This is a genomic window from Brevibacillus laterosporus (assembly GCA_007833815.1).
GTDB classification, from domain to species: Bacteria; Bacillota; Bacilli; order Brevibacillales; family Brevibacillaceae; genus Brevibacillus_B; species Brevibacillus_B laterosporus_D.
On sequence record CP033464.1, the window covers coordinates 2,543,149 to 2,569,633 of the forward strand.

General features: G+C 41.9%; 26 protein-coding genes. 16 read left to right on the forward strand and 10 right to left on the reverse strand.

Annotated features, from left to right (window positions below; genetic code table 11):
* Window position 1 precedes the first annotated feature (1 nt).
* The 11 genes from EEL30_13375 (at window position 2) to EEL30_13425 (ending at window position 8,741) form a co-directional block, all read left to right on the forward strand.
* Window positions 2–355, forward strand: coding sequence for a DUF393 domain-containing protein (locus EEL30_13375; protein QDX93203.1), 354 nt, complete (start codon window positions 2–4; stop codon window positions 353–355).
* A gap of 5 nt (window positions 356–360) precedes the next feature.
* Window positions 361–555 carry a hypothetical protein gene (locus EEL30_13380; GenBank protein ID QDX93204.1) on the forward strand — a complete coding sequence of 65 codons (195 nt, stop codon included), beginning with the start codon at window positions 361–363 and terminating at the stop codon, window positions 553–555.
* A 111-nt stretch (window positions 556–666) separates the two neighbouring features.
* On the forward strand, window positions 667–1,194 hold the full coding sequence (locus tag EEL30_13385; GenBank protein ID QDX93205.1) for a YqeG family HAD IIIA-type phosphatase: 528 nt from the start codon (window positions 667–669) through the stop codon (window positions 1,192–1,194).
* Complete coding sequence (yqeH, locus tag EEL30_13390) at window positions 1,173–2,312, forward strand: ribosome biogenesis GTPase YqeH (GenBank protein ID QDX93206.1); 1,140 nt, start codon at window positions 1,173–1,175, stop codon at window positions 2,310–2,312. Before EEL30_13385 ends, yqeH begins: the two co-directional genes overlap by 22 nt.
* 85 nt (window positions 2,313–2,397) lie before the next feature.
* Window positions 2,398–3,252 carry a shikimate dehydrogenase gene (locus EEL30_13395; protein ID QDX95766.1) on the forward strand — a complete coding sequence of 285 codons (855 nt, stop codon included), beginning with the start codon at window positions 2,398–2,400 and terminating at the stop codon, window positions 3,250–3,252.
* Complete coding sequence (yhbY, locus tag EEL30_13400; protein QDX93207.1) at window positions 3,253–3,543, forward strand: ribosome assembly RNA-binding protein YhbY; 291 nt, start codon at window positions 3,253–3,255, stop codon at window positions 3,541–3,543.
* A 16-nt stretch (window positions 3,544–3,559) separates the two neighbouring features.
* Window positions 3,560–4,150 carry a nicotinate-nucleotide adenylyltransferase gene (locus tag EEL30_13405; protein ID QDX93208.1) on the forward strand — a complete coding sequence of 197 codons (591 nt, stop codon included), beginning with the start codon at window positions 3,560–3,562 and terminating at the stop codon, window positions 4,148–4,150.
* On the forward strand, window positions 4,131–4,700 hold the full coding sequence (locus tag EEL30_13410) for an HD domain-containing protein (protein QDX93209.1): 570 nt from the start codon (window positions 4,131–4,133) through the stop codon (window positions 4,698–4,700). The genes EEL30_13405 and EEL30_13410 overlap by 20 nt, the downstream gene beginning before the upstream one ends.
* Window positions 4,701–4,710: 10 nt before the next feature.
* Complete coding sequence (gene rsfS, locus EEL30_13415) at window positions 4,711–5,061, forward strand: ribosome silencing factor (GenBank protein QDX93210.1); 351 nt, start codon at window positions 4,711–4,713, stop codon at window positions 5,059–5,061.
* 10 nt (window positions 5,062–5,071) lie between these two features.
* Window positions 5,072–5,815: a class I SAM-dependent methyltransferase gene (locus EEL30_13420; GenBank protein ID QDX93211.1), complete on the forward strand. Its 744-nt coding sequence runs from the start codon at window positions 5,072–5,074 to the stop codon at window positions 5,813–5,815.
* Window positions 5,816–6,269: 454 nt separating this feature from the next.
* Window positions 6,270–8,741 (forward strand): leucine--tRNA ligase, encoded by a 2,472-nt coding sequence (locus EEL30_13425; protein QDX93212.1) that lies wholly within the window; start codon window positions 6,270–6,272, stop codon window positions 8,739–8,741.
* Window positions 8,742–8,859: 118 nt separating this feature from the next.
* Here EEL30_13425 and EEL30_13430 read toward each other — a convergent pair whose 3' ends face one another.
* The 9 genes from EEL30_13430 to EEL30_13470 all read right to left on the reverse strand — a co-directional run bounded on the left by EEL30_13430 (window position 8,860) and on the right by EEL30_13470 (window position 19,931).
* On the reverse strand, window positions 8,860–9,687 hold the full coding sequence (locus tag EEL30_13430; GenBank protein ID QDX93213.1) for a late competence protein ComER: 828 nt from the start codon (window positions 9,685–9,687) through the stop codon (window positions 8,860–8,862).
* 229 nt (window positions 9,688–9,916) lie between these two features.
* The gene (locus tag EEL30_13435) at window positions 9,917–11,458 is read right to left on the reverse strand and encodes a cation acetate symporter (protein ID QDX93214.1); all 1,542 of its coding nucleotides are present in this window, start codon (window positions 11,456–11,458) and stop codon (window positions 9,917–9,919) included.
* A 196-nt stretch (window positions 11,459–11,654) separates the two neighbouring features.
* A complete protein-coding gene (locus EEL30_13440) occupies window positions 11,655–13,187 on the reverse strand; it encodes a cation acetate symporter (GenBank protein ID QDX93215.1) in 1,533 nt (510 codons plus the stop codon).
* A complete protein-coding gene (locus tag EEL30_13445; GenBank protein QDX93216.1) occupies window positions 13,187–13,519 on the reverse strand; it encodes a DUF485 domain-containing protein in 333 nt (110 codons plus the stop codon). The genes EEL30_13440 and EEL30_13445 overlap by 1 nt, the downstream gene beginning before the upstream one ends.
* A gap of 254 nt (window positions 13,520–13,773) precedes the next feature.
* A complete protein-coding gene (locus EEL30_13450; GenBank protein QDX93217.1) occupies window positions 13,774–14,562 on the reverse strand; it encodes a DNA-binding response regulator in 789 nt (262 codons plus the stop codon).
* Window positions 14,563–16,320: a sensor histidine kinase gene (locus EEL30_13455; GenBank protein ID QDX93218.1), complete on the reverse strand. Its 1,758-nt coding sequence runs from the start codon at window positions 16,318–16,320 to the stop codon at window positions 14,563–14,565.
* 66 nt (window positions 16,321–16,386) lie between these two features.
* Window positions 16,387–17,202: a competence protein ComEA gene (locus tag EEL30_13460; GenBank protein QDX93219.1), complete on the reverse strand. Its 816-nt coding sequence runs from the start codon at window positions 17,200–17,202 to the stop codon at window positions 16,387–16,389.
* A 109-nt stretch (window positions 17,203–17,311) separates the two neighbouring features.
* Window positions 17,312–19,237, reverse strand: coding sequence for an asparagine synthase (glutamine-hydrolyzing) (gene asnB, locus EEL30_13465; protein ID QDX93220.1), 1,926 nt, complete (start codon window positions 19,235–19,237; stop codon window positions 17,312–17,314).
* Window positions 19,238–19,517: 280 nt separating this feature from the next.
* Window positions 19,518–19,931 (reverse strand): cell division protein DedD, encoded by a 414-nt coding sequence (locus EEL30_13470; protein ID QDX93221.1) that lies wholly within the window; start codon window positions 19,929–19,931, stop codon window positions 19,518–19,520.
* A gap of 157 nt (window positions 19,932–20,088) precedes the next feature.
* On the opposite strand from EEL30_13470, the gene EEL30_13475 reads away from it, so the two are divergent.
* From EEL30_13475 to EEL30_13495, 5 genes are all read left to right on the forward strand, one after another.
* The gene (locus EEL30_13475; protein ID QDX93222.1) at window positions 20,089–22,506 is read left to right on the forward strand and encodes a DNA internalization-related competence protein ComEC/Rec2; all 2,418 of its coding nucleotides are present in this window, start codon (window positions 20,089–20,091) and stop codon (window positions 22,504–22,506) included.
* Window positions 22,507–22,578: 72 nt separating this feature from the next.
* The gene (locus EEL30_13480) at window positions 22,579–23,127 is read left to right on the forward strand and encodes a sigma-70 family RNA polymerase sigma factor (GenBank protein ID QDX93223.1); all 549 of its coding nucleotides are present in this window, start codon (window positions 22,579–22,581) and stop codon (window positions 23,125–23,127) included.
* Entirely contained in the window at window positions 23,124–24,389 is a 1,266-nt protein-coding gene (locus tag EEL30_13485) for a hypothetical protein (protein QDX93224.1), read from the forward strand. Before EEL30_13480 ends, EEL30_13485 begins: the two co-directional genes overlap by 4 nt.
* 423 nt (window positions 24,390–24,812) lie before the next feature.
* The gene (gene holA, locus EEL30_13490; protein ID QDX93225.1) at window positions 24,813–25,856 is read left to right on the forward strand and encodes a DNA polymerase III subunit delta; all 1,044 of its coding nucleotides are present in this window, start codon (window positions 24,813–24,815) and stop codon (window positions 25,854–25,856) included.
* A 191-nt stretch (window positions 25,857–26,047) separates the two neighbouring features.
* Window positions 26,048–26,143 (forward strand): hypothetical protein, encoded by a 96-nt coding sequence (locus EEL30_13495; GenBank protein QDX93226.1) that lies wholly within the window; start codon window positions 26,048–26,050, stop codon window positions 26,141–26,143.
* A gap of 60 nt (window positions 26,144–26,203) precedes the next feature.
* Here the strand turns inward: EEL30_13495 and rpsT are convergent, their stop codons facing one another.
* The gene (rpsT, locus tag EEL30_13500; GenBank protein ID QDX93227.1) at window positions 26,204–26,479 is read right to left on the reverse strand and encodes a 30S ribosomal protein S20; all 276 of its coding nucleotides are present in this window, start codon (window positions 26,477–26,479) and stop codon (window positions 26,204–26,206) included.
* Window positions 26,480–26,485: the final 6 nt, after the last annotated feature.

The following is a 26,485-nucleotide window of genomic DNA, read 5'->3' on the forward strand; positions in this document are numbered from 1 at the left end:
CATGAGTAAGATTATCATTTATTATGATGAGCATTGCAACATGTGCTGTTTTATTCGCAAAACGTTGACTCACCTATTATTGCCTGGGAAAAAGCAGCAAATAGCATGGCGTCACTATGAGGAAGTATCTGTTTGTAATTTGCATGACAAGGCGTGCGGAGAGGCGATGGAGGTACACCTCCCTTCAGGAGAGCGTTTGCGAGCGTTTTATGCCGTGAGAAAATTACTTAACCTTACCTATTTCTGCTGGCTGGCGCCTCTTTTCTATTTACCAGGTGCTGCATATGTGGGCGAAAAAGCGTATGCTTGGGTTGCACGAAATCGTTATCATTGGTTTGGAAAATCGGAGGGATGACCGTAATGGCGGAAATGAATCGGTTTCATTGCTGTGCGACGTGTCAGCATTTTCGTGTGAGCAAAGGTGAAAATGGTGTTAAAACCACGTACTCCTGTAGTAGGCTGGGTTTTGAGACACAGTCTTCCTATCGTTTTGATTGCTGGCAACCAACAGAGCGTGTTCGCAGATTAGTCGAAAAAGAGAATCTTCCTTTATAGCAGATTTGATTTTGTTTTGCAACAAGCCTTCTAAATATGGTATAGTTAGTCCCGATATCTCGTTCGTGGTGCATGCAAGACCAGTGAACGGTGAACGGGAGGTACGGGCATTTGCTTTTACAGAAGTTAACCCCTAGTGAATATGTGGAATCCATCTTTTCCATTGATATAGATGAACTCCGAAAACGGAACATCAAAGCGGTGATTACTGATTTGGATAACACGTTAGTTGCTTGGGATACACCAGATGCAACTCCAGAGGTAGTCGATTGGCTCAAGCGTCTGGATGAAGCAGGAATTCAAGTGACGATTGTATCCAATAATAACAAGGCGAGGGTTTTACACTTTTGTGAGCCCCTACAATGCCACTATATTCCGGCTGCGCGAAAACCTACCAATCAGGCTTTTAAACGTGCGGTTGAGGTAATGAATGTTCGCATTGAGGAGACAGTGGTTATTGGCGATCAACTGTTTACGGATGTGCTAGGTGGCAACTTATTAGGATTTCATACGATTTTGGTTGTCCCCGTAAAAAATTCGGACGGTTTTTTTACGCGATTTAACCGGAAAATGGAACGACTTGCCCTGCACTGGATGAGCAAGAAAGGAATGATTTCGTGGTACAACAACAAGAAGTAGATCAGGACTTCGAGGGCCCAATCAGCTGTGCGGGTTGCGGAGTTGAGATACAGGCAGAAAACAAAGCGAAGCCAGGTTATGCACCTGCTTCTGCATTGACGCGTGATGTTGTGATTTGTCAGCGTTGTTTCCGTATCAAGCACTATAATGAAGTAGCACCTGTAGAGATGCATGATGATGACTTTTTACGTATTTTAAATGGAATTGGTTCCACAAAATGCTTAGTGGTTATGGTAGTCGATTTGTTTGACTTCCAAGGTTCTTGGCTACGGGGCTTACCGCGCTTTGTTGGACAAAATCCAATCTTGCTGGTAGGTAATAAAGTAGACTTGCTACCACGTAATATCAATCTTAATCGTGTGAAAAACTGGATTCAGCATGAAGCGAAAGAGCGCGGCCTAAAGCCAAATGAAGTGGTTCTTGTGAGTGCGGAAAAAGGAAACGGGATTGACGAATTGCTGGCTCGCATTGGAGAATTCCGCAAAGGACGGGATGTTTATATTGTAGGTGTAACCAATGTAGGTAAATCCACACTGATTAATCGGATTTTACATGACTACGGTGCTGCTGATATGGAAATCACCACATCGCCGTTCCCAGGCACTACCTTGGATAAGATTGAGATTCCTTTAGAGGATGGTCGTTCTATATTTGATACACCTGGGATTATTAATCGTGATCAAATTGGTCACTTGGTGTCACCAGAAGATTTACGTAAACTTACGCCTAAATCACGGATTAATCCGCGTGTCTTCCAATTAAACGATAAGCAGACGCTGTTCTTTGGTGGATTGGCACGCATTGATTATGTAAGCGGAGAACGTCAGCCATTTGCTTGCTATCTGGCTAATGATCTTTATCTTCACCGTACAAAGATGGATAATGCGGAAGAAGTGTTGGCGAAGCATCATGGGGAGATGCTTGCACCACCTTCAGGAGAAGCGGCTAAGGCGTTATTGCCATTCACTCGCTACACATTAAAAATTGATACAACTGGGCCAACGGATATCGTTATTGCTGGATTAGGCTGGATTGCGCTTCAGGGGAAAGTAAAAGGGGTCGTAGAAGTGCATGTGCCTAAGGGCGTAAGCGTCGGATTACGAAAAGGCTTAGTTTAACCAAGCTCGTGACGATCACTTGAACAACAAGCAAGCCCCTTCTTTGCGGAGGGGCTTTTATATCTTACTTGGGGGAGGGGTCTTCCTGTTACATAGTAAAACAACAATGGTTGGATTATTTGGTCGTCCCGTGGGACATTCACTATCTCCGGTGATGCATAATACGGCTTTTGAACATAACCAATTGCCTTATGCTTACGCTGCTTTCCAAGTTGATGATCATCAGATAAAAGAAGCGGTCGAGGCTATTCGAGCTTTAGGCATGCGGGGAGTTAATGTTACCATTCCGCATAAGATAGCGGTTATTCCGTATCTGGATAAAATTGATCCCTTGGCAGAACGCATTGGAGCCGTTAATACTATTGTAAACGAAGATGGTACCTTGATTGGATATAATACGGATGGAACAGGTTATGTTCGCTCTTTGTTGGAAGAAACAGGGGTTAATCTAACAGAGCAAGTCGTTACGTTACTCGGTGCTGGCGGTGCTGCTCGTGCTGTTGCTTGTACGTTGGTGGAACGTGGAGTAAAAGAGATTCGGATTGTCAATCGCTCGCTTGAACGAGCTGAAATGTTGGCAATGGCTCTTGGGTCACAAATTCCTGTGCGTGTCTATTCATTTTCTCAAGCAGAGCAAGCGATTCTAGATAGCACACTTTTAATCAATACCACTTCTATTGGAATGTACCCTCACATTCATGAGATGCCCGTGGATAAGGAGTGCTTACGAGCTGATTTGATTGTAAGCGATCTGATCTATAACCCATTAGAAACAAAATTGTTACAGCATGCCAAAGCAATTGGAGCCACTCATCACTCGGGCGTTGGCATGTTTATTAATCAAGGTGGGCTTGCTTACGAATTGTGGACAGGAGAAGCGGCGCCTACTGATAAAATGAGAGAAATAGTGTTGCAGCACTTGCAACAAGGAGGAAATTAAATGTTAACTGGTAAACAAAAACGCTATTTGCGTTCTATGGCTCATCACCTCGCGCCAATTTTTCAAGTAGGTAAGGGTGGGGTAAATGAAAATATGGTGAAGCAAATTCAGGAGGCTCTTGAAGTACGCGAATTAATTAAAGTCTCCATTTTGCAAAATAATGCGGATGACAAATATGCAGTAGCAGAAGCATTGGCTACTGGAGCAGGCGCTGAAATGGTACAATTGATCGGTCATACCGTTGTCCTGTATAAAGTATCAAAAGAAAACAAAACGATAGTGCTACCATAAGGACTACAAAAAGCCTATGAAACGTATTGGGATAATGGGCGGCACATTTGATCCTATTCATAACGCACATCTGTTGATTGCTGAACAGGCGAGAGAAAAGGCAAAGCTTGATGAAGTTTGGTTTATGCCTGCGCATATCCCGCCACATAAACAACAGAAAAAAAGTGTAGCGAACGCTACTCATCGAGCGGAAATGGTACGGCTGGCTATACGTAAACATCCACAGTTTCGGATCACAATGGTGGAGTTGGATCGTGAAGGTCCCTCTTACACCGCTGATACCATGCAACAATTGGTGGCATTGCATCCTGATTGCCAATTCAACTTTATTATTGGAGGAGACATGGTAGAGATGCTACCACAGTGGTATGCCATAGAAGAGTTGGTGAGACTGGTACGTTTTATTGGGTTTCATCGCCCGCAGGCAGCACCGCAGCCTTCAAAATGGACAACGTATGTGGATTTTATCGAAATACCGCTTTGGGAGCTTTCTTCTACGTATATCCGTGAACAGGTCCAGATTGGCAAAAGTATTCGCTATCTTGTTCCTTCAGCGGTGGAATGCTATATAAAGGAGAGCGGGTTATATGGAGCTGATCCAACATAGAGAAGCTTTGCTTACACAGGTTCGATCCCAAATGCATGAAAAACGTTATCAGCATACCTTAGGCGTAGCAGAAGTAGCCAAAGAGCTGGCTGTTCGTTTCGGAGCCGACCCGATTAAAGCTGAGCTAGCTGGACTGTTGCATGATTACTGCAAATGCTGGGAGATTTCGCGACTGCGAGATTATCTGCTCCGTTATGATTTTCCACAGGATTTGCTTTCAGGGGATAAAGAATTATGGCATGCCTTTGTAGGCGCGATTGTGGTACATCAGGAGCTACAGATACAAGATGTTGAGATATTGCAAGCGATTCGTTATCATACGACAGGACGTGAAAACATGTCCTTGTTGGAGAAAGTAGTTTGTCTTGCTGATTACATCGAACCCAACCGTAATTATCCTGGTCTAGAGGAGATTAGACGTCTAGCAAAGCAGGATTTGAATCAGGCGCTTGCTTTAGCACTCGGGGGAACCATATGTTTTTTAATTGAAAAAAAACAGCGGGTATATCCGCTCACATTACTTGCTTATAATGATCTTGTAAAAGAATGAGGAGGCCTTCATGATACAATTGGACAATCAATTACTACAACTGGCATATAAAGCGTGTGAAGATAAGAAAGCAGAAAATATAGTGGTGCTAGACATCCATACAATCTCTGTTATGGCGGATCGTTTCATTATTTGTCATGGTAACAACGAACGCCAAGTACAGGCAATTGTTCGTGAAATTCGTGATCAAGTACACAAAAATGGGTATATCATCCGTGGCATTGAAGGGGAAGACCAAGGACGTTGGGTATTGGTTGATTGTGGCGACGTAGTTGTTCACGTATTCCATAAAGAAGAGCGCGATTTCTACAACTTGGAAAAACTATGGTCTGATGCACCTCGCGTCACTGTAGAAGTGTAGGAAAAAGGCTATGTCATATACGCATTTAGCTTCAGTCTATGATGCGTTGATGGCGGATACGCCTTATCAGGACTGGCTGGATTGGGCGGAGGACTATTGGCAGATGCACGGTAAGCCACAAACGATCCTTGATCTGGGGTGTGGCACGGGCAGTATCGCCATCCCTCTGGCCCAAAAAGGCTATCAGGTAACAGGTGTTGACTTGTCGCCAGAGATGCTTGCGATTGCCTATGAAAAAATGAAAACAGCGCACGTTGATGTGACGTGGCTCGAACAGGATATGACAGAACTCTCTGTTAGCCCGATCGATTCCGTCATCTCTTTTTGTGATTGCCTTAGTTATGTCACGGAAAAAGAAGATGTGCAAGCCACGTTTCAGCGTGTTTACCAGCATTTGAAACCGGGTGGAACTTTCCTATTTGATGTACATAGCCCTTTTAAGATTCTCCAGTTTTTTGGAAACCACACATTTGGGCATGTAGATGAGGAGATTAACTACATCTGGCAATGCTATACGGATGAAGAACGATTGGAAGTGGAGCATGAGCTTACTTTCTTTATTCGTTTGGAAAATGGATGCTATCAAAAACGGGAAGAAACACAATACCAACGGGCCTATCAGCCGATGGAGATCATTTTATGGTTACGAGAAGCTGGATTTGAAGAGATTAAGCTTACCGCTGACTTTGTGAATCTACCCCCTGTTGCTGAAAGCGAGCGTCTGTTTTTCTCAGCCAAACGTTCTCGTGATTGACATGTTCCCGTAAAAACGACTATAATCGACTCATATATGAACAAAGCGATAATGAGGCCTAGTACAAAAGCTAGATCCGGTATAAAGAGAGTTGACGGTAGGTGCGAGTCAACCCGATTCTTTTGGAACTCCCCTCATTGCTTTTTTGCTGAAGACTTCTGTTGTGTAAGCAAAAGCGTCTGTCCACGTTACGGAAAAAGGAAGGGAGTAAGGCTACTAGGCGGCGTTTTATAGCGTTAAACAGTTGCTTTGCTAACTAGGGTGGTACCGCGAGAAGAAAAACAACCTCTCGTCCCTAGCAGCTTTTTCGGCTGTTAGAGATGTGAGGTTTTTTTGTGTGTCTTGGACGTTAGACGGCTATTCGTCTGCCGATTTTTAATAGACACGATAACCTTTTGTACATGGTATTAATGAGAACAAGGATTTGTGAAAGAATAGAAGGAGGATGTAGCAAATGTCTATGCCGTACAATCCACAAGAGCTGGAAGTCAAATGGCAGAAAAAATGGAACGAACAACAAACAAACAAAACGGTGGAGGATTCTTCCAAGCCTAAATTTTACTGTCTAGAGCAATTTCCGTATCCATCTGGTCGTTTGCACATGGGTCACATGCGTGTATATTCAATCGGAGATGTTATTGCTCGTTTGAAGCGTATGAATGGTTTCCAAGTATTGCACCCGATGGGATGGGATGCATTCGGTCTGCCAGCTGAGAATGCTGCGGTTAAATTTGGAGCGCAGCCAGCTACATGGACGTATGAAAACATCGACTTTATGAAAATGCAATTAAACCGTCTTGGTGTGAGTATTGACTGGAGCCGTGAAGTGGCGACTTGCTCCCCAGATTATTATAAATGGACGCAATGGTTGTTCTTAACCTTCCTAGAACAAGGGCTTGCTTATCGTAAGCGTGCTTTTGTGAACTGGTGCCCAGAATGTTCTACCGTACTTGCGAACGAGCAGGTTATTGATGGCTTATGCTGGCGTTGTGATTCAGAAGTGACTAAGAAGGATCTGGAACAGTGGTTCTTTAGCATTACCGACTATGCTGAGCGTCTTTTGACTGACTTGGATAAATTATCGGGATGGCCGGAAAAAGTACGTACTATGCAGAAAAACTGGATTGGAAAAAGCGAAGGAGCTAATGTAACTTTCACGATTCCAGAGCAAAATGACGAGCAAGTAAACGTATTTACAACTCGTCCTGACACGCTGTATGGCGTAAGTTATATGGTATTGGCACCAGAACATCCGTTAGTACCTAAATTGATCGCTGGTAAAGAACAAGAAGCCTCTGTACTTGCCTTTGTAGAAGAAATGAAGAAAGAGAGCGACATTACCCGCACAGCGACCGATGCTGAAAAAGTGGGACTCTTCACGGGAGCCTACGCGAAGCATCCACTAACCGGAGAGCAGGTACCAATCTGGGTAGCGAACTATGTACTGCCCGACTACGGTACTGGTGCTGTTATGGGTGTGCCAGCTCATGATGAACGTGACTTTTCTTTTGCGAAAAAGTATGATTTGGCGATTAAAGTAGTTATTAATCCGGAAGATCCAGAAATTTTTGCTGAAGAAGTTGGTGTGGATGCCGCTTATACAGAAGATGGTACCATGATGAACTCAGCTCAATTTGATGGGATGCCAAACCGTGAAGCGATCAAAGCGATTGCCGATTTATTGGAACAGCAAGGCAAAGGTGGATTAACTACCACTTATCGTCTGCGCGACTGGCTGGTTTCTCGACAACGTTACTGGGGATCTCCTATTCCAATCATTTATTGCGATAGCTGTGGTGTAGTTCCTGTGCCAAAAGATCAGCTTCCTGTGTTGTTACCGGAAGATGTAGTCATTGATGGAAAACGTAATCCTTTGACTAGTTCTGATGAATTCACGAAGACAACGTGTCCAACATGCGGCGGTGCAGCAAGACGCGAGACAGATACGATGGATACATTCATCGATTCCTCTTGGTACTATCTACGGTACACAGATGCACATAACACAGAACTGCCTTTCTCTAAAGAGAGCGCAGACAAGTGGATGCAAGTGGATGAATACATTGGCGGTATTGAGCATGCGATCTTGCACTTGTTGTATTCTCGATTCTTTACTAAAGTACTGCATGATGCAGGCATGCTTTCTTTCGACGAACCATTCCGTAGCTTGTTAACACAAGGAATGGTACTAAAAGATGGAGCTAAAATGTCTAAATCAAAAGGCAACGTCGTGAGTCCAGATGATATGATCGAGAAGTACGGAGCAGACACTGTTCGTCTGTTCATTCTGTTCGCAGCTCCACCTGAACGCGATCTAGATTGGACAGATACGGGAGTAGAAGGAAGCTTCCGTTTCTTGAACCGCGTATGGCGCTTGGTAGAAGGTAATCAAGAATTGTTCCAAGCTCCTTACCAAGTAGCAGCGAACGATGATGCAGCCAAAGACTTATATCGTACCACGCATCATACCATTAAAAAGGTAACAGAAGATATCGGTGAGCGTTACACCTTTAACACGGCGATCAGTACGATCATGGAACTAGTTAACAAGATGTACAGCTATCCAGCAGAATCAGACCGTGGAACCTTTGCTTATGCAATGGAAAGCTTGATCATTCTACTTGCACCAATCGCACCACATATCTCTGAAGAAATGTGGCAGCAATTAATCGGTAAGACAAGTAGCGTACACATGCAAGAATGGCCAACGTTTGATCCACAAGCACTGGTGTTAGATGAAGTGGAAATTGTTATCCAGATCAATGGTAAAGTGCGCGATAAGATGGTAGTTGCCAATGGCCTTAGTAAAGAAGAATTAGAAAAACATGTACTTGGTCACGAAAAGGGAATCGCGCTAATCGACGGTAAAACCGTTCGTAAGGTGATTGCTGTCCCAGGTAAATTGGTTAACATTGTAGTAGGTTAATATAGGATTCATGTAAAAAGGAAAGCCTCTTCTACTGATGCTAGAATTTAGCATAAGGAAGGGGCTTTTTTCCTATGCGTATATGTCAAGTAGCTTTTATATGGTCAAATCATTCTTTCTAATACTGACGCTCCAACTGCTCTTTCATTTCCCGTTGATCCTCTACAAATTTTTTCTGTGTAATTCGGAACACATGATGAAAAACGCCAGGTAGAGAGGCTTGCAAGATCCGTAGTCCTTCCCCTGTGATTCCTCCTGGAACGCAGACACGAGCCTGTAGTTCAGGCAAAGTAAAATGACCTTGTTTTAACAATTCAGCTACTCCAATTAGCATTTGTGTAGTTAAATGAACGGCGGTTTCATGAGGTAAGCCGGTTTCTTCTTCAGCAGAACGAATTATTTGTTGCATTGTATAGCTGAGAAAGGCAGGACCACAACTGGCTATATCTGCCGAAATTCGCAAAAACGGTGATTGAATTTCCAATGGCAGACCAATATGTGATAAAAGATGGAGCAAACGTTCTTTCGTTTCATCTGTGGCGCGACGACCGTATTCGAGCAAAACAAGTCCACTCAAAGCATGATTAGTGATACTTGGAACAGCACGTATGACCTGACAAGGAACCAATTCCTCCAGTTCTTCTACTAAAATAGGACTGGTGATGGTAATTAAGACCTGCTCCCTAGAAAGAGAAGAAGCGAATTCAGCTAAGGCTGTTCGATATTCTTTTGGCTTGACACATAAAAAAATAAGGTCGCAATTGGTAACGACGTCAGCATTATTTGAAGCGATTTGTAATCCAGGAAATTGTTCTTGTAGAATGGACAATTTGTCTAGAGTTCGATTAAAGGCCCGTATATTTTCGGGTAGCACGGCTTGAGAGCGAATGAACGATTGAATAAGCATGCCCCCCATACTGCCGGTTCCGATAAAACCAAGTCGCATGATAATCCCTCCACCACTTCTTCTTTTGTAAATAGCTGTACAAGCAATGCATTTTCGTTCTAAATAGAGGTTTTTATATCTTATGTGGTGAAGGAGGGGTTCATGTTTTTTTGAGAGGTTAACGTTCTGTTTGGTAACAAAAAAACTCTCTGTAAAAGAACAAAAGCCTGTTTGGTTGGGAGAAAACTACTTATGCAAATAAGTAGTTTTTTTGTGAAAAATCAATTCGTTAGGTATAAAAATCCTCTTCCCGTAGCCCTAGATGAGCTTTAATTTGTAACCGTGTAAAATCTCCAGAGCTGCTCGTCTGTTGTGTGCATAAAGAAATTATCCATGATACCAAGAAACCAAAAGGAATAGAAACAATCCCAGGATAGTGTAGCGGAAATAACGGTGTCGCCCGAATAATTCCATGTGCTTCATTCATAAATGTAGGACTGATTAACGCAAGTAGCAATGAAGAGAGCAACCCACTCATACTGCCAGCAATTGCACCTTTTTCCGTAAATTTTGACCAATAAAATCCAAATAAAATAATAGGTAAAAGAGATGAAGCAGCGATCGTAAATGCAAAGGAAACGACAAAAGCTGCATTGACATTATGGGCAGCTACAGCAAATAAAGTAGAGACGATGCCAACTCCAATTGCTGATAGTTTAGCCGCGTACATTTGTTGGCGATCCGATGCATTACCTTTTTTTATCATATTAAAATACATATCATGTGCAAAAGCAGAGGAGCCGCTTAACACTAGTCCAGTCACGACAGCAAGAATGGTAGCAAATGCAACGGCTGAAATAAAAGCCATCCAAAACTGTCCCCCTAAGGCTAGTGCTAGCAGAGGAGCGGCCAGATTTACATTATCTCCCGTTGATAACAACTGGGCTTGTCCGACAAACAATGATGCTCCCAGTCCTAATGATACAGTCATCAAATAGAAAAAACCGATGATATAAACAGCAGTAATGACTGAAACACGAGCCGCTTTGGCATCAGATACCGTGTAAAATCGTGTGATGATATGTGGCAGTCCTGATGTACCCAGCACTAAAGCAAGGTGCAAAGAGAAGGTGTCCCAAGGTTGGTTGAACATCTGTCCTGATTCTAGTAAACGAAGTCCTGTACTCGTACGATGAGAAACATGTTCAAACAGAGTAAGCAGGTTCCAATCAAAACGAGATAACACCATAAGTGATAGCATTACTGTACCGAATAGAAGCAGAACACATTTCACGATTTGCATCCAAGAGGTTGCGACCATGCCACCAACTGCTACAAAAATGGTCATTAAGCCACCAATAAGAATGATCGATGCAATATAAGGAATATCTAATAACAAAAAAATAAGTGCCCCTGCGCCAACTAACTGTGCCATCATATAGATAACCGTTAAAATGATAGTATTACAAGCAATCAATCCACGTAATCGAGTAGAGGGAAACCGAACCGCGATGGAGTCTGCTAAGGTATAACGCCCCACATTATGCATCGGCTCTGCTATTAACAACATTACGATCATATACGAGCAAAAAAAGCCTATAGCATAAAAAAAGCCATCAAAACCATGTAAGGCAATCATGCCTGTGATCCCTAAAAAGGAAGCAGCACTTACAAAATCACCTGCAATGGCAAATCCGTTTTGTAAACCGCTAAGGCGATTTCCTGCCGCATAGAACTCATTGGTACTCGTTGTTCGTTTGCTGGCAGAATAGGTGATGGCAAGTGTTCCAACAATGATCGCAGCAAAAAAGAAAAATCCAGAAATATTCATAAAGAAACTCCTTTTAAAGAACATCTACATATTAACATTTGAACAAAGACCGTATCAGAGCATCCAAAAAGACAGTTATACAATTACTAGTCGAAAAATGTTTTAAAAGCATTATTTATAAGGCAAGAAGTGAAGAAAAAAGCTGTGCACAAAAAGTATGCCAGCTTTTTTGAAATACCAATTTAGACAGCAGAAACTAAGCTTGTTCTTTGATGCCTGTATTTGCGATTACATAGATCTCGTCGAATTTGGCAGCATCCTGCTTTCTAGACAAGAAGGTTCCTAAAAATGCTCCTAGGAAACCTAAGGGGATTGAAATAATTCCGGGATTTGTTAATGATATGAGAGGTGTGCCAACTAGAATTGCTTTACCAGGTGCCCCCCAAATATTAGGACCGATAGAGACAATGACGAGACAACTAATCAGGCCAACCAAAATGCCACTAATCGCACCTGCTGTGTTAAATCTTCTCCAAAAAATGGTGAAGATAATGACAGGGAGATTGGAACTGGCCGCAACTGCAAAAGCAAGAGATACAAGGAAAGCTACGTTCATTTTTTGAGCGAATAAGGAAAGGATGATAGAAATGATAGCAACCCCGACAGAAGCCCAACGTGCAACTTTCATCTGTTCCTTTTCCGTTACTTGCCCTTTACGTAGGATGTGCGTGTAAAAGTCATGTCCAAATGCAGAGGCTGCTGATAAAACAAGTCCTGCTACCACAGCTAGTATGGTCGCAAAAGCAACGGCCGAGACGAAGGCGAATAAGAAGTCTCCTCCTAATACTTTTGCCAGAAGAGGAGCTGCCATATTTCCGCCTTTATCGGCTGCAAGGATACTTTCATGTCCTACAAAAGCAGCTGCACCAAAGCCAAGGAAGATTGTCATGACATAAAAGATCCCGATAATCCATGTAGCATAAACAACAGAACTGCGAGCAGTAGGAGCATCCTTAACCGTAAAAAAGCGAATGAGTATGTGAGGCAATCCTGCTGTCCCTAGTACAAGTGCTAGATTTAACGAAATGGTATCCAGCCCGTTGGTAAACTTGTTGCCGGAATGTAAGAATGCTTCTCCTATAGGTGTTGCCGTTTGAATGTGATTGAACATAGCACTGAAGCTAAAGCCGAATTTTGCAAAAACAATTAGTGAGATAATAAAAGTTCCACTCATCAGAAGAACCGCTTTGACGATCTGTACCCAGCTCGTTGCTGTCATGCCACCAAATACAACATAAATGGTCATTAGTGTGCCAACAATTAATACAGAGGCTGTGTAATCTAGATTAAGTAAAAGCTTTATAAGTCCACCTGCACCTACAAGTTGTGCAATCATGTAAAAAATGCTTATGGTAATCGTATTTAGTGCTGCTACACCACGTACACGCTTATCATTAAATCTGGCAGCAATCATGTCTGCAAAAGTATATTTACCCAAATTGCGTAACGGTTCTGCCACGATATACAGCACTACAAGATAGGCTACTAAAAACCCAATACTGTAGAAAAAACCATCGAATCCAAATAAGGCGATCATTCCTGCAATTCCAAGGAAAGAAGCGGCTGACATATAATCACCAGCGATGGCCCAACCGTTTTGCCAACCTGTTAAACCACCACCGGCTGTGTAAAATTCACTGGTGGTATTTGTGTGTTTGGAGGCAAAATAGGTAATAACTAAGGTACCTAGTACAATGAGTAAAAAGAGGGAAAAGGCTAATACATTCATTACATTTCCACTCCTTTCCCCATATCTTGTTTGATCTCTTCCACCATGGCATCTAGCTTTTTAGCTTTTCTGGAATAAAGCATACAGAGCACCCACGTCATGATGAATTGTGCAAAGCCAAAAATCCAAGCCCATGTTATAGCGCCAATGGCAGGGCGGTTAATGGATGGTACATACGACGTCATGATGGGTAACAGAAAATAAAATATGAAGAAAAAGATTGTCATGGGAAGTACAAATCCATTCTTTTGTTTCATCAAAATTTGAAACCTTGCTGAGTTAGCTATTGTCGTATAATTAATACGTCCGGGCTGATTTTTTTGATAAGACATGCCATACCTCCTTAATGTAAGCGCTTCATAACTAATGGGTTAATTATATAGAAAAATGAGAATAATGGATAAATTGTGTAGTGAATGGTCGTAAGGAATGACTAAATGGCCGAAATAAGCGCTTGTTTGGAAGAATAATAGGTAAAAGATGATAGGCGATATGATTTATCAGGAGGGATTGCTTCTTCTGTATTAGCTTTGATCTCCTTTGTGTAACAATGAAGGGATGACAGTTGGGTTTTTGACCTGATTGCTTAGCTATGAAACAGCTTTAAAAATTCTCGAGCAGAGGAGCGTGACACGGGAAGTTGGGTGCGTTGTTGATTTTTTATAACTAGATTATAAGTGCCATTAAACCAAGGAATAACTTCCAGCACAAAATGAAGATTGACGAGATAACTTCGGTGGATACGAAAAAAGGCATGTGCTTGTAATTTTCCTTCTAATTGTTGAAGCGTCATTTTAGACGTGTACGTGTTCGTTGCTGTATACAGAAGCAACGAACGTTCTTCTCTAACTGCATACATAATTGTCTCGGGATCAATGACATACATCCGTTGATTTTCTTCTACTAACAATTTGGATATTGTAGGCGGAGAATTTTTCTGTTTTGGAGAAGGGTAGCTGACTGAAGCTTCTAAAGAAGCGGATAGATTTAGTAAAGGAACTGTTTTTTCAGATAAACGTTCTCGTATGCGGTGCAAAGTTTCTTGTAAGCGAATATGATCGTAAGGCTTTAATAGGTAATCAACAGCATGCAATCGAAACGCTTCTACAGCATAATCTTCATGTGCGGTAGAAAAGACAAACAAGGGTGCGTTCTTTCGAGATTTTAACATGCGAGCTACTTGTATTCCCATCATTTCAGGCATGTGGATATCAAGAAATACCACATCAGGAGAGTGTACTTCTACTAGTTCAAGTAACTCTGCTCCATTTGAAGCGGAAGGTAAAAGTTCAATATCATCTGAATGTGATAGTAAGTAATGCAATTCTTCTCTTGCTAAACGTTCATCTTCAGCTATCATGATGCGTATCTTCATTTACGACACCTTTCCTTTTGTTATAACAGTAGGGATAGAAAATGAGATACAGCAACCGCCCTCTACTAGGTTTTGGATGTGCAGTTTGGCATCTTGTCCAAGCAGGTGAATAAGACGTTGATTAACGTTATAAACACCAATGCCATTACCAAGACTATGTTTCAACGGCTCGTTTCCTAGTATTTCTATTAAAGGTGATGGAATCCCTACTCCATTATCTCGCACTGTCAATGTAACATTTTCGTTTTGTTTTTGAATGGTTACGCTAATTTCTCCACCAGTTGATTTTCCGCGAAGCCCATGATGAATACAGTTTTCGATTAAAGGTTGCAAGGTAGATGGAGGAATCAGTTCTGAACCGACTTCAGTAGAGATGTGTAATGTGATAGTGAGCTGGTCATCAAAACGAATCTGAATGATTTCTAAAAAGGCTTGCAAATGCTCTAGCTCTTGTTGTAATGGAATCAGTTTTGCCTCTGTGATCTTTAAATTTAAGCGCATAAAAGTACCCAGTTGTACCGTGACATGTCGTGCTTGATCAGGATGAAGCCGAATCAGTGTAACTATTGAATTGAGTGTGTTAAACAGAAAATGAGGGTTGATTTGGGCTTGTAACAAGCGTAATTCAGCATCCTTCATCAGATGTGTCAATTGTTCAGCCATAGCTGCACTTAATTGATAAGAGATGAGATTTCCTAGACCTTTAGCTAATTCTTCTTCTATCTTCCTAATTTGTTGAGGACGGCGGAAATACAAGATGATGAGACCTGCTACATTTTCAGAGATGGAAAATGGCACAATGATAGCTGCTTGAAGTCCACAGCTACAATCCTGACAGCCTATATCTTTACGACTATACGCTATTTGCATGTGCTGAAGAGAGATGGCTTGCTTGACTAGTGGCGTCATTTGTAAAGATTGTGGTCCATGAAAGGAGGAGCCTTGTCCTACATGGGCTAAGACTTGGGCTGTATCAGTCACAGCAACAGCATCTACCTTGCATTCATGTAATAAGATGCGTGCGGTCAACTCCGCAGTTTCCGAGGTAACCCCTTGTTTGAGATGAGGCAAAATATATTCAGCAATCGTAAAGGATCTGGCAGTAGCCAGGGCGGCAAAGCGTTCTTCTTCCCGTAAAGCCAAATGAATCATAGCTGTAAAGATTGCAATCGAAACACTATTGGTCAGCACCATGGGAATACCAATTTGATCAACGAGTAAGATTGCTTCTTGTTTGGGTACTCCTCCAATCAGAATAAAGGACATTTGTAAGATCGGCGCAAACATGCCGATAAACAGAGATTTGGATGGGGAAATGACACGTTCTTGAGAAAAGAATCGAGCAACGTACCCTGCCAACAGACCGATGAGAGGCAGAGAGAGAGCAACAGGACCAGCAACAACCCCACCTAGCTGATAGTAATGTATGCCAGATAACAATCCGGCTCCAACACCAACAAGGGGACCTCCTAATAATCCTCCAATAACGACGCCAACACAAGTGGAGTTTGCAAGGGTTTGAGTATGTTCTAAGGATAAGACCCAAAAAGCTGTTAGGGGAATACCATTTTCCAGAACGACGCCTGCATAAGTTCCAGCAATACCAAACAAACCGAACAATACTGAAAAAATAAGGGCTATATGAAAGCGGATTTCCCGATCCAATAATTGGCGAAATAGAGGGATACGCGTCAAAATAAAGGTCAACAACAAAAGAAGTCCCATCCGTTCTATCAAAACAAGTGTTAATTGCTCCACCAGTGACCGTCCCTTCAAAAGCCCTATTCCTTCTATTATACATATGACCGAATATTAGGAAAATATTTATTCGCAGATTGCAACCTTTTTTATTTTTTCAAAGGTCTTCTTCCCGATGCCCGAAATCTTCGTCAAGTCTTCTAGCTTGGAGAAGCCTTTTTTTTCTCGGTAGGCAATAATATCTTCTGCTCGGGTCTTCCCAATGCCTGGTAAATTCATGAGTTGCTCCAACGTAGCTGTTTTGATATTGATTTGGGTCGATGAAGACGAAGCAGGAGAAGTAACTGACATATTTGGTTGAAGAGGCGAGCTGGCTTGAAGGAATGAACTAGGGGTGCTGGTAGGATGAACGGTAGCTGACTCTTGTAAAGTGGGAACATATAAAACCATTCCATCTGTTAGCTTCTGCGCCAGATTAACTCGTTTCTGATCAGCTTGTGCTAAGAACCCCCCAGCTTTTTTTATGGCATGCATTACGCGTTCATTTGACTCAAAAGCATATAACCCAGGATGTGTGACAGCCCCTTTTACATCAAGATAAAAAGAATTTTTAGATTCACCTATCCGCTCATCTGCGGCAGGAGGGGAATTTATATCTATAGGGTCCCTTGTATTAGAGAATGTCTTTTCTTCAGGAACCATTCTTTTTCCTGAGTTTGTCTTATGTTCAACATCAGAGGTCTTTTGTTGGTGTTTTGCTTGTTTATTTTCCTGTAGTTCTGTCTTTGCAACGGTTTCCTTTTCGGCAAGGGCAACAGGGGTAAATCCAGGCGTATTACTAGAATCGTCGGAAGGATATAGCCAGAAGCTAAGACCTACAAATAGTAGTGCACCACTCATAAATATCCATTTTCGATAGCGGTCCCATAATTCCATTATCATTGTTAATCGCTCCTTCTCATTCTTTAAGGTCATCGTACAAAAAGATAGAGGTAGGTGCAAAAAAACCTTTCAATCTGAGACGATTGAAAGGTTTCGAGGCAAGAAAACATTATTTTGCTATGCTTGAAGCACTATTTTGCTTGCGAATTTGAACAGCAGGGCTAACATAAGGTTGGAAGGAGTACTTTTGTTCCATAAAGATTTGATGCCACAGCATGAAGATCAGAATGGTCCAGATTTTACGGCTATAATCACCGTGTCCTTCCTTATGTTCATCTAGCATGTACAATACGTAAGCTTTATTAATTAAATGATCTACTTTTGCTTCAAAAATCAGTTCTTTCGCCCATTTGTAGAATTCATTCTTTAACCAATGACGGGTAGGAACTGGGAAGCCAAGCTTCGGACGAGACTTGATTTCTGGTGGTAAAAAGTCTTTCATTGCTTCTCTTAGCACATGCTTGGTTGTACCTTCTGCAATCTTGTATTTGGTTGGAATAGTAGCTGCGAATTCAAATACTTTTGGATCGATGAACGGTACACGCAGCTCTAGAGAGTTTGCCATCGTCATTTTGTCGGCTTTCATTAAAATGTTACCGCGAAGCCAGGTATGAATGTCCAAATATTGCATTTTGGTTACATCGTCATAGTCTTGGACTTGTTGATAGATCTTTTGTGTGATAGCTAGAGGAGATTCGTAGTGTGCAGCATGTTTGATATTCTCCATCACTACTTTTTCCTTAATTTCTTCACTAAAGATCATAGCATTCCCAAAGAAACGCTCTTCAACGGTTTTAGAGCCACGAATCAAGAAGTTTTTCCCTTTCATGCTATCTGGCAAATGTTCAGCAACACCCCTCATGGAGGATTTCATCCAGTCTGGCATATGCTTAAACATGCGTAGGGAATGAGGCTCGCGGTAGATGTTATAACCACCGAAGAATTCGTCTGCCCCTTCTCCAGATAGCACGACAGTAACGTGCTCGCTAGCCATCTCTGCTACGAAATACAAGAGAATGGCTGATGGATCTGCTACTGGTTCATCCTGATGCCAGATGAGACGAGGTAATTCCTGCAAATAGCGCTCTGCATTCATGGTGACTTCGTGATGCTCTGTACCAAGATATTCTGCCGTACGACGCGCGTAATCTAGCTCACTGTAACCAGGGATATCAGAGCCAATCGAGAAGGTTTTGACTGGTTCAAACTTACGTAACATGCCTACAATGCTACTGGAATCAACACCGCTAGACAAAAATGCTCCACGGGATACTTCACTGATTCGATGTTTATCTACTGAATCTAGCAAAATGGAACGGGTTCCTTCTACAAAATAGGAGAAAGGCTTGCTTTCATCCGGTTCAAAGTGAACGTCCCAGTATTGTTCAAGCGTCATCTTATCATCCTGAATGATAAAGAAATGGCCTGGTGGAATGCGATATATTCCTTCATACATCGTCTCAGGATCAGGAACATATTGAAAGGTTAAATAATGATAGAAACCTTGTTGATTGACAGCACGAGGTACACCAGGAAGTTCAAGCAAGCTCTTGATCTCGCTCGCTACAGCAATTGAATTGGCTGTTTCTGTATAGTAGAGCGGTTTAATCCCAAAATGATCTCGTGCTCCGAATATTAGGCGTTTGCGGCTATCGTAAATAGTGAAACCGAACATACCACGAAGCTTTTTCGGTGCATCAAAGCCAACCTCTTCATACAAGTGAAGAATGGTTTCAATATCTGAATCGGTTTGGAACACGTGACCCAGTTCCTTTAACCATGTCTGTAGTTCTTTGTAGTTATAAACTTCCCCGTTACCGATAATCCAGATATCTTTTGTCTCATTAAACAAAGGCTGATGACCGCCAGCAACATCAATGATGCTAAGACGGCGAAAGCCTAATGCAATATTATCTTCTACATGGAAACCATCGTCGTCAGGACCGCGGTGCAAAATCACGTCGGTCATTGCTTTTATCGTTTCTAGTTGTGCAGGTGCTTGATGCTTATTGAAGAACGAAACAATTCCACACATTCTCTTAGACTCTTCCTCTCACAGGGTGGTCCCCTGAAAATACACTATCTTAATCTAACATGGATTCCAAGCAAGCGCAATGCGACAGTTGACTCGATTAAAGCGGGTAAAAGAGGGGAAAAATGTAAACGGCTCACTGGGAATATTTATCAGTTTCGCCTAAAAAACAGGCTCTCATGCTCTGAGGAGGGGGCTTCTATGTCTCTTATAAACAAATAAGAGGTTCTCTTGTAAGAAAGAGAACCTCTGTCGACAATGCTGTCTAGGTGTTCATGACGTCCTATAACGGCAAGTGAACGACCTCTATATCTTTTAGGAAATGTTCATTCCATTTATTTGCATATGCATGTCGGTACACAATTCGAGCAATACCTGACTGAGCGAGTGTCTTGGCACAGTTTTCACAAGGTTCATGTGTCACGTAGGCGGTGGCTCCCTTCAGACTATCACGATCTGCATGTAATACACTGTTTACTTCCGCGTGAACTGTTCGTACACAACGCCCTGCTTCATTAATTAAACATCCGCCATCATCACAATGATCATGTCCATGAATAGAGCCATTGTAGCCCGTTGCAATAATATGTTTATCTTTTACAATTACGCTACCCACATGTAGGCGGGGGCAGGTGGAACGGCTCGATACCTGATCGGCAATATCTAGGAAGTATTCATCCCAACTTTTTCTCGCCATGTTATTTCTCTCCTTTGAGTCCAAACACTGTTCGTACTGCTATGTATACAAGAATTTTGCTCTATTATACTATATCCTTGGCCGCTTTCTCTATTATTTTTGTCCTTTTTCCTACTTCTATAATAAATTGACGAATGGATAGAAAGGCGGAAAATGGGTGGCAACCTATCGTTTTTTTCTGGCATCATTATGTTGGATTGTAGGTATTGGGCTTAGCAATTTGGGAAGGCTCAATCTCTTTTCATCCTCTCTTTTTTTGTGGATAGGATTTGCTATATTGATTCTTGTGTGCATTTTGTCACGAGGTAAGAGGAGAAATTGGAGTTTGTTATTACTAGGTTCTCTACTCGCGGGTGCTTGCTATTTTAGCTGGTATGATGGTCGATATGCTTCTGAGTTGGTACACCATGCACAAGAAGAGATGGTTTTTCTGCAAGGAAAAATTGATTCTCCCGTAGAGCGAGACGGGGATTTGGTAAGATTCTATGTACTGGTTAGTGAAGTGAAGAGTGCAGGGGGAGTAAAGGATGTACCCCAGATTCATCGCATAGACGAGCGAGTTCTCGTTCGTCTAAAACTACAGCACGAAGAGCAAATCGATACGATAGAACGTTGGCAATCAGGTGATACATTTCAGGCTCAAGCTACACTAAAGCTCCCAAGTACAGTTCGTAATCCTCATGCTTTCGACTACAGGGCCTATCTCCGCTATCAAAAAGTAGCGGTAGTAGCTGAATTAGATTTTATGGATATGAATGTGGACGATAGCGGAGGTGATTGGCGTGCCTTTCTTACTAGGTGGCAAAGAGCGGAGGCAAGTCAACTAGAAAAACTAAAAGTTGAACCAGAAATCATAGGTTTTTTTAGATCACTTCTATTGGGACAGCAATCGGAGGTAGAAGCTGATCTTCAAACGATTTATGCAGATTTAGGATTTATTCATGTGCTTGCTATTTCTGGACTACATATCACTATTGTGTCTAGTGGTTTCCTGTGGATATTACAAAAGATTGGCGTTCCTAAAAAAGTCTCTTATGTGATAGGAATACTATTTATTTTGATGTATGTGGGTCTGGTAGGTATGGGGGTTTCAGCTGTACGAGCGGGTTTTATGGGCATTCTAGGTTTATTTGCAAAGTCCCGGGAAAAATCTGCACACGGTTTAGAAATATTGGGTGTAACAGGGCTCATTATGCTAATCTATGACCCCTATCAATTGTTTCATCTAGGATTTCAATTATCTTTCTTTATTACGATGGGATTATTGCTCTTTGTACCTCTAATTGTTCAACTAAAATGGTCCATGCCAGATTGGCTGGTCTCCACACTAGCAGTCACACTTGTTTCCCAACTGATTTCTTTTCCTTTCCTAATTTATTATTTTCATTTGTTTTCACCGATTTCGTGGTTGGTTAATGTATTATTGGTACCTGTGTATTCATATGTCATTTTGCCACTTGGTTATATTCTGCTTCTTTTTTCGCATGTACATATTGCTTTAACTTACATACCTGCCGTTTTAGCTGATTATCTTTTAACTCCTATTCATCAGATGCTTGCGTTTCTTCATCAAATGAAGTTTCCGTTGCGGCATTGGCCCCATCCTGTTTGGTGGTGGCATGTGTTATATGCGGGCTTTTGTGCAGGGTTTTGGCTGATGTGGCATTTGGGTTACCACCGTAAAAAAGATCTTCTTGTGACAGCTTTTGCATTCGTTTTGTTGCTTGTTGTTGCTCGTGAACCATGGGGAAATAAAGGCAAGGTAGAAATTACCATTATTGACGTGGGGCAAGGAGACTCTATAATAGTTGAGATAGATAATTCTTTATTATACGTGATTGATGCAGGAGGAACCGTCTCCTTTGGAAAAGAGCCTTGGCAAAAACGAAGAAATCCATTTGAAGTTGGAAAAGATGTTGTATTGCCTTATCTGCGCTCTAAAGGAGTGGAAAGCATCGATCGTCTTGTGCTGACACATGGTGATCATGATCATGTAGGTGGGATGAAAGCACTGCTACCTTCTATAAAAGTAGATCGTGTACTTACCAATGGTAGACAACCCAAGGCTGAGGCAGAATGGTTTCGGGCTATACAAAGACAACAAATCAGTGTGTATACAGGATATCCAGGCTATACCTGGCAGGATAATCCGAATGTTACGTGGACTTGGTTATCGCCTGATCCTAGGCAGACGGAAGGGAGTACAGAAAATAATGCATCTGTTGTTCTGCTCTTATCTGCATATGGTGTAAACGTATTGTTAACGGGCGATTTGGAAGAATCGGGAGAACAAGAATTGTTGGAACGTTATACCTTTCCTCCAATTGATCTTTTAAAGGTAGGGCATCACGGGAGCAAGACTTCAAGTAGTGAAGTGTTCCTTAATGCCATTAATCCCAGTGTTTCGTTGATTTCAGTAGGTACTAACAATCGATACCATCATCCGTCAGAACAAGTAATAGAGCGTTTTGAACAACGAAAGACAAAGATTTATCGTACTGATCAGCATGGGGCGATTACTGTTACAATTAATGAAAATGGATACAAAATCACTCCTACATTACAACCAGAATAATAAAAATGACAATGGATTATGTTTGCAACTTTCACGAAGTTGCCTACGTCTGAAGGGAAGGAGAGAGCGCTAATGAATGAAGCTAACCTGATCAAAAAGGCGCAGGCAGGAGATCAAGAAGCATTGGTGGAACTGCTTCGCTCCATTGAGAACACTGTGTATCGGAGCGCTTTCTATATTACGGGCAATGAACATGATGCGATGGATGTAGCCCAGGAAGCTTTATTACGCGTCTTTAGAAAAATTGGCACCTTTCAGGAAAAAGCCAAATTTACAACATGGGTTCAACGTATTGTCAGTAACATTTGCATGGATCGCTTTCGCGCAAAAAAGGAAACATTATCCATCGATGAATATGAATTGACCTTGCAAGACAAACAAAACGTTGAAGACACGATTTTGTTACATAGCATGTCAGAGGATGTTCATCGCGCGATTGCCAAATTACCGGAGCATTATCGAGTTGTTGTTGTACTTCGCTATTTGCAAGACTTTTCCTATCAAGAGATCGCTGATACTTTGGACGTACCGCTCAATACGGTGAAATCTTATCTGTTTCGGGCTAGACATCAATTGCAGGAACTGCTGCAGGAATACGAGAAGGGGGGGATAAGAGGATGACGCAAGACGACATCCATGATTGGATGCAAAGAGATTTGGACAACGAGTTGTCTGTGGAAGAAAAACGAATTTTACAAACTAAGTTAGCTGAGAACCCAGAGTATATGCTCCAGTACGAACGTTTACAAAAAATTTCTGATGGATTGGCGAACCTGCCGAGAGTAACACCACCGTTTAGTATTGTTGATGCGCTCTTACCTCAACTGGAGCAGTCCCGAGTAACCCCTGAACCAGCGGCTGTTACACGGACAACACCACCTCGTCTAGAGTTAAAACAGAAACAGGACAAACCTGAAGCTAAACACCGCCGTTTTCCATTGTGGATGGCTAAAGTAGGAAGTGGGGTGGCGGCTGCTTGTTTGCTGTTTGGACTTTTTGTTATGACAAATAAGGACAAAAATGAACCGATTGTTCTTACAAATGGGGCTTCTGGTATCGTACAAGAGGGAGCACAAAAAAAATCATCAGATGGCTTGATCACTAAGGAAGTGTCAAAAACAGAGAAGCCAAATTCCCCAGATAAAAAAGCAACCGTAAACGAGGATGGAAAAAAATCACAGAATGCTTCGGAAGAGATGCCAGCCAATACTACGCCTGGTGATGCCTCTAAAGAATCTAAAGGCAAGCAAGAGCAAGAGGAGAATAAACAGGAAGGGGCTATAGATAAAAAGCCTGATACAGACAATAGTTTTGCAATGGCTCAGATAGATGGAAACCAAACGGATGGCAACACAACAAAGCAAGGCATTGCTACAACTCCCAAAATAAATGATAAGCACGCTTCGTCTACTGGTAAACAAGCAGCTGCCCAAGAGCAGTCTATGTTAGAAGGGGCCCTATTCTCCTTGATACCTGATCAGGTAAATAATTACAATAAGCTTGATTCAGAAGGTAGGCTACAAGCTTGGGAAGAAGCAGCCCAAGAGGTGCAAAAATTTTTGCAGGAGCATCCTGATCTACAAAATGCTAAAAATCAGAAAGAATTAGAAAAGGTTGTTCAAAATATCGTTGAGCGGGCGTTGAAGGAACAGAAAAAACGCGAAGAAGAAAAAAATCAAAAAGCAGAGCAGCAGACTAAAGATAATCAAAAAGAATGGGAAAAACAGCAAAAAGAGTTAGAGAAGAGGCAAAAAGAGCTTCAAAAAGAATGGGAAAAACAAATGAAAGAATGGGAAAAGCAACAGGAAAAGCAACCCAAGGAAACAGAAAAACATCTAGAAGAGTGGACCAATCAAAATAATGGCTGGAATTGGTATAAATAATGAATGGGCAACTTATAGCTCCGGCAAACAGGAGGCGCTGATTCAAGCATGCTTGCAAAGAAGATCAAAGTATACACAGGCATTCGAGGCCATTGGGTGATAGATAACGGGCTAAGAAAGAAGAACACCCAGTTGTAAGTACAAAGTAGGATATCTTGTAGGATAGGGTAAATGCCAAATTTTGCATAAGACTGACACCAAAAGATGCTTATTGCGTAAGATAAAGTATCAAGCACCCCCTGCTTCCCGTATAGAGAGAAAAACGTCCGGGGTTTTCTCTCTAACGTTTACATAAAAGCGAATGTTGCTTGGTTAAAGCCATGGCTGATCCGGTCATGGTTTTTTTGCGTGCAAGCCTAAGCGTGTTATAATAGGGAAACTGGAAAAATAAAAGGACTTGCGGGTAATAAAGGAGAGATCGGAATGCCGTTACGAACGGCGATGCGGGAGATTAAACAGAAGCGATTTGCTCCGGTGTATGTACTATATGGGCCGGAGACTTATCTAAAAGAGGAATTTATGGCCTTGCTTCGTAAAGAGATGATTGACCCGACGTACGCTGATTTAAATATAGGAACGTATGATTGTGCTCAAACGCCTTTTGAAGATATGTTAATGGAAGCAAATACATTGCCTTTTTTGTCTGACTACCGTCTGGTTATTGCCAGCAATGCCTACTTTTTAACCGGAGCAAAACCACCAAGTAAAGTAGAACATAACACGGATGGTCTTCTAGATTACTTAAAGGACCCGACATCAAGTAGTTCGCTGGTATTAGACGTACAGGCAGACAAGCTGGATGAACGAAAAAAATTAACGAAACAATTGCAACAACGTGCTGTTGTTCTAGGATTTCAAACGTTGCAAGATGCCGACTTATATGGATGGATTGAACGGACCACACAGCGATTTGGTGCGCAGATCGAACGAGAAAATGCAATGTTGCTGGCAGAGCGAGTTGGTTCAGAATTACGGCTATTAGTGAAAGAGATCGAAAAAATAGCGCTTTATGTGAAGACGACTGACGCTCAGACTGGAGAAATCACTCGTGGAGCAATTGAACTGTTAGCTTCACGCACTTTAGAGCAGGATGTCTTTTTTCTAGTAGAAGCGGTTGTGACAGGTAGAATGACAGAAGCGTTTCGTACCTTATATGACTGTTTGAAAATGGGAGAAGAGCCGATTAAGCTAATGGCGTTATTAGCAAGACAGTTCAGATTGATATATCATGTCAAGACGCGTGCTCCACTTGGGTATACCCAACAAAAACTAGCTGGTATGCTCAAGATGCATCCTTATGCGGTTAAAAAGGCAATGGAGCAATCCAAGCACTTTTCTGAAGCTAGCTTACGGCGACTGCTAGGGATACTTGCAGAAGAAGATTACCGGATGAAATCAGGTCAGACTGACAAGAGATTGGCTCTAGAGGTATTCATTACGAAGGTAGGGCAAGAGTTGCAACGATAATGAATGCGTGGAGTTTTTTGATAGCACGGAATGCTAGACAAATACAAATTGGTAATGACAGGAATCATGTTAATAAGATTAAATTAATAGGGCTCTACAGAGTGCGTACACACCTTGTAGGGACCTTTTTTTGCTTAGAGGAGAATATAGGAGTTGGAGTCTACAAGTGATGAGAAGGGAAGGAAGAAAAAGTGAGAAAAACATGTCCATGCTGTGGGTATATCACATTAGAGAGCGAAATTCATGATATTTGTAAGATTAGCTTTTATAACAACTATATATCCTAATTCATAAAAAAACCCTGCAAACCAAAGGTTGCGGGGTTTTTTGGGCCTGCCAAAACGAAATTATGCTACAGGAGCAGTAAGAACGTTAAGTTTTTTCATCAGGCGAGATTTTTGACGATTAGCTGCGTTTTTATGAATAAGACCTTTCGTAGCAGCCTTGTCAATTTTCTTAACAGCTACAAGAAGGGTTGTTTTAGCTAATTCCACGTCAGTAGCAAGAACTGCTTTTTCAAAGTTCTTGATTGTTGTACGAAGATCAGATTTTTGAGAAGCGCGTTGAGCACGACGTTTTTCGATCTGCTTTGTACGTTTGATAGCGGATTTAATGTTTGGCATACTTTC

What these genes read in the sequence shown, in the direction of transcription:
- asnB (QDX93220.1), bottom strand. Translation starts at nt 19,237, where the DNA reads ATGTGTGGAATTGTTTCGTTCTTCAATAAGCATCAAGCACCTGCACAA.
- EEL30_13410 (QDX93209.1), top strand. Translation starts at nt 4,131, where the DNA reads ATGGAGCTGATCCAACATAGAGAAGCTTTGCTTACACAGGTTCGATCC.
- EEL30_13425 (QDX93212.1), top strand. Translation starts at nt 6,270, where the DNA reads ATGTCTATGCCGTACAATCCACAAGAGCTGGAAGTCAAATGGCAGAAA.
- EEL30_13460 (QDX93219.1), bottom strand. Translation starts at nt 17,202, where the DNA reads ATGATAATGGAATTATGGGACCGCTATCGAAAATGGATATTTATGAGT.
- EEL30_13470 (QDX93221.1), bottom strand. Translation starts at nt 19,931, where the DNA reads ATGGCGAGAAAAAGTTGGGATGAATACTTCCTAGATATTGCCGATCAG.
- EEL30_13380 (QDX93204.1), top strand. Translation starts at nt 361, where the DNA reads ATGGCGGAAATGAATCGGTTTCATTGCTGTGCGACGTGTCAGCATTTT.
- EEL30_13405 (QDX93208.1), top strand. Translation starts at nt 3,560, where the DNA reads ATGAAACGTATTGGGATAATGGGCGGCACATTTGATCCTATTCATAAC.
- EEL30_13375 (QDX93203.1), top strand. Translation starts at nt 2, where the DNA reads ATGAGTAAGATTATCATTTATTATGATGAGCATTGCAACATGTGCTGT.
- EEL30_13435 (QDX93214.1), bottom strand. Translation starts at nt 11,458, where the DNA reads ATGAATATTTCTGGATTTTTCTTTTTTGCTGCGATCATTGTTGGAACA.
- yhbY (QDX93207.1), top strand. Translation starts at nt 3,253, where the DNA reads ATGTTAACTGGTAAACAAAAACGCTATTTGCGTTCTATGGCTCATCAC.
- EEL30_13480 (QDX93223.1), top strand. Translation starts at nt 22,579, where the DNA reads ATGAATGAAGCTAACCTGATCAAAAAGGCGCAGGCAGGAGATCAAGAA.
- EEL30_13430 (QDX93213.1), bottom strand. Translation starts at nt 9,687, where the DNA reads ATGCGACTTGGTTTTATCGGAACCGGCAGTATGGGGGGCATGCTTATT.
- rsfS (QDX93210.1), top strand. Translation starts at nt 4,711, where the DNA reads ATGATACAATTGGACAATCAATTACTACAACTGGCATATAAAGCGTGT.
- EEL30_13420 (QDX93211.1), top strand. Translation starts at nt 5,072, where the DNA reads ATGTCATATACGCATTTAGCTTCAGTCTATGATGCGTTGATGGCGGAT.
- EEL30_13440 (QDX93215.1), bottom strand. Translation starts at nt 13,187, where the DNA reads ATGAATGTATTAGCCTTTTCCCTCTTTTTACTCATTGTACTAGGTACC.
- EEL30_13450 (QDX93217.1), bottom strand. Translation starts at nt 14,562, where the DNA reads ATGAAGATACGCATCATGATAGCTGAAGATGAACGTTTAGCAAGAGAA.
- EEL30_13485 (QDX93224.1), top strand. Translation starts at nt 23,124, where the DNA reads ATGACGCAAGACGACATCCATGATTGGATGCAAAGAGATTTGGACAAC.
- rpsT (QDX93227.1), bottom strand. Translation starts at nt 26,479, where the DNA reads ATGCCAAACATTAAATCCGCTATCAAACGTACAAAGCAGATCGAAAAA.
- holA (QDX93225.1), top strand. Translation starts at nt 24,813, where the DNA reads ATGCCGTTACGAACGGCGATGCGGGAGATTAAACAGAAGCGATTTGCT.
- EEL30_13445 (QDX93216.1), bottom strand. Translation starts at nt 13,519, where the DNA reads ATGTCTTATCAAAAAAATCAGCCCGGACGTATTAATTATACGACAATA.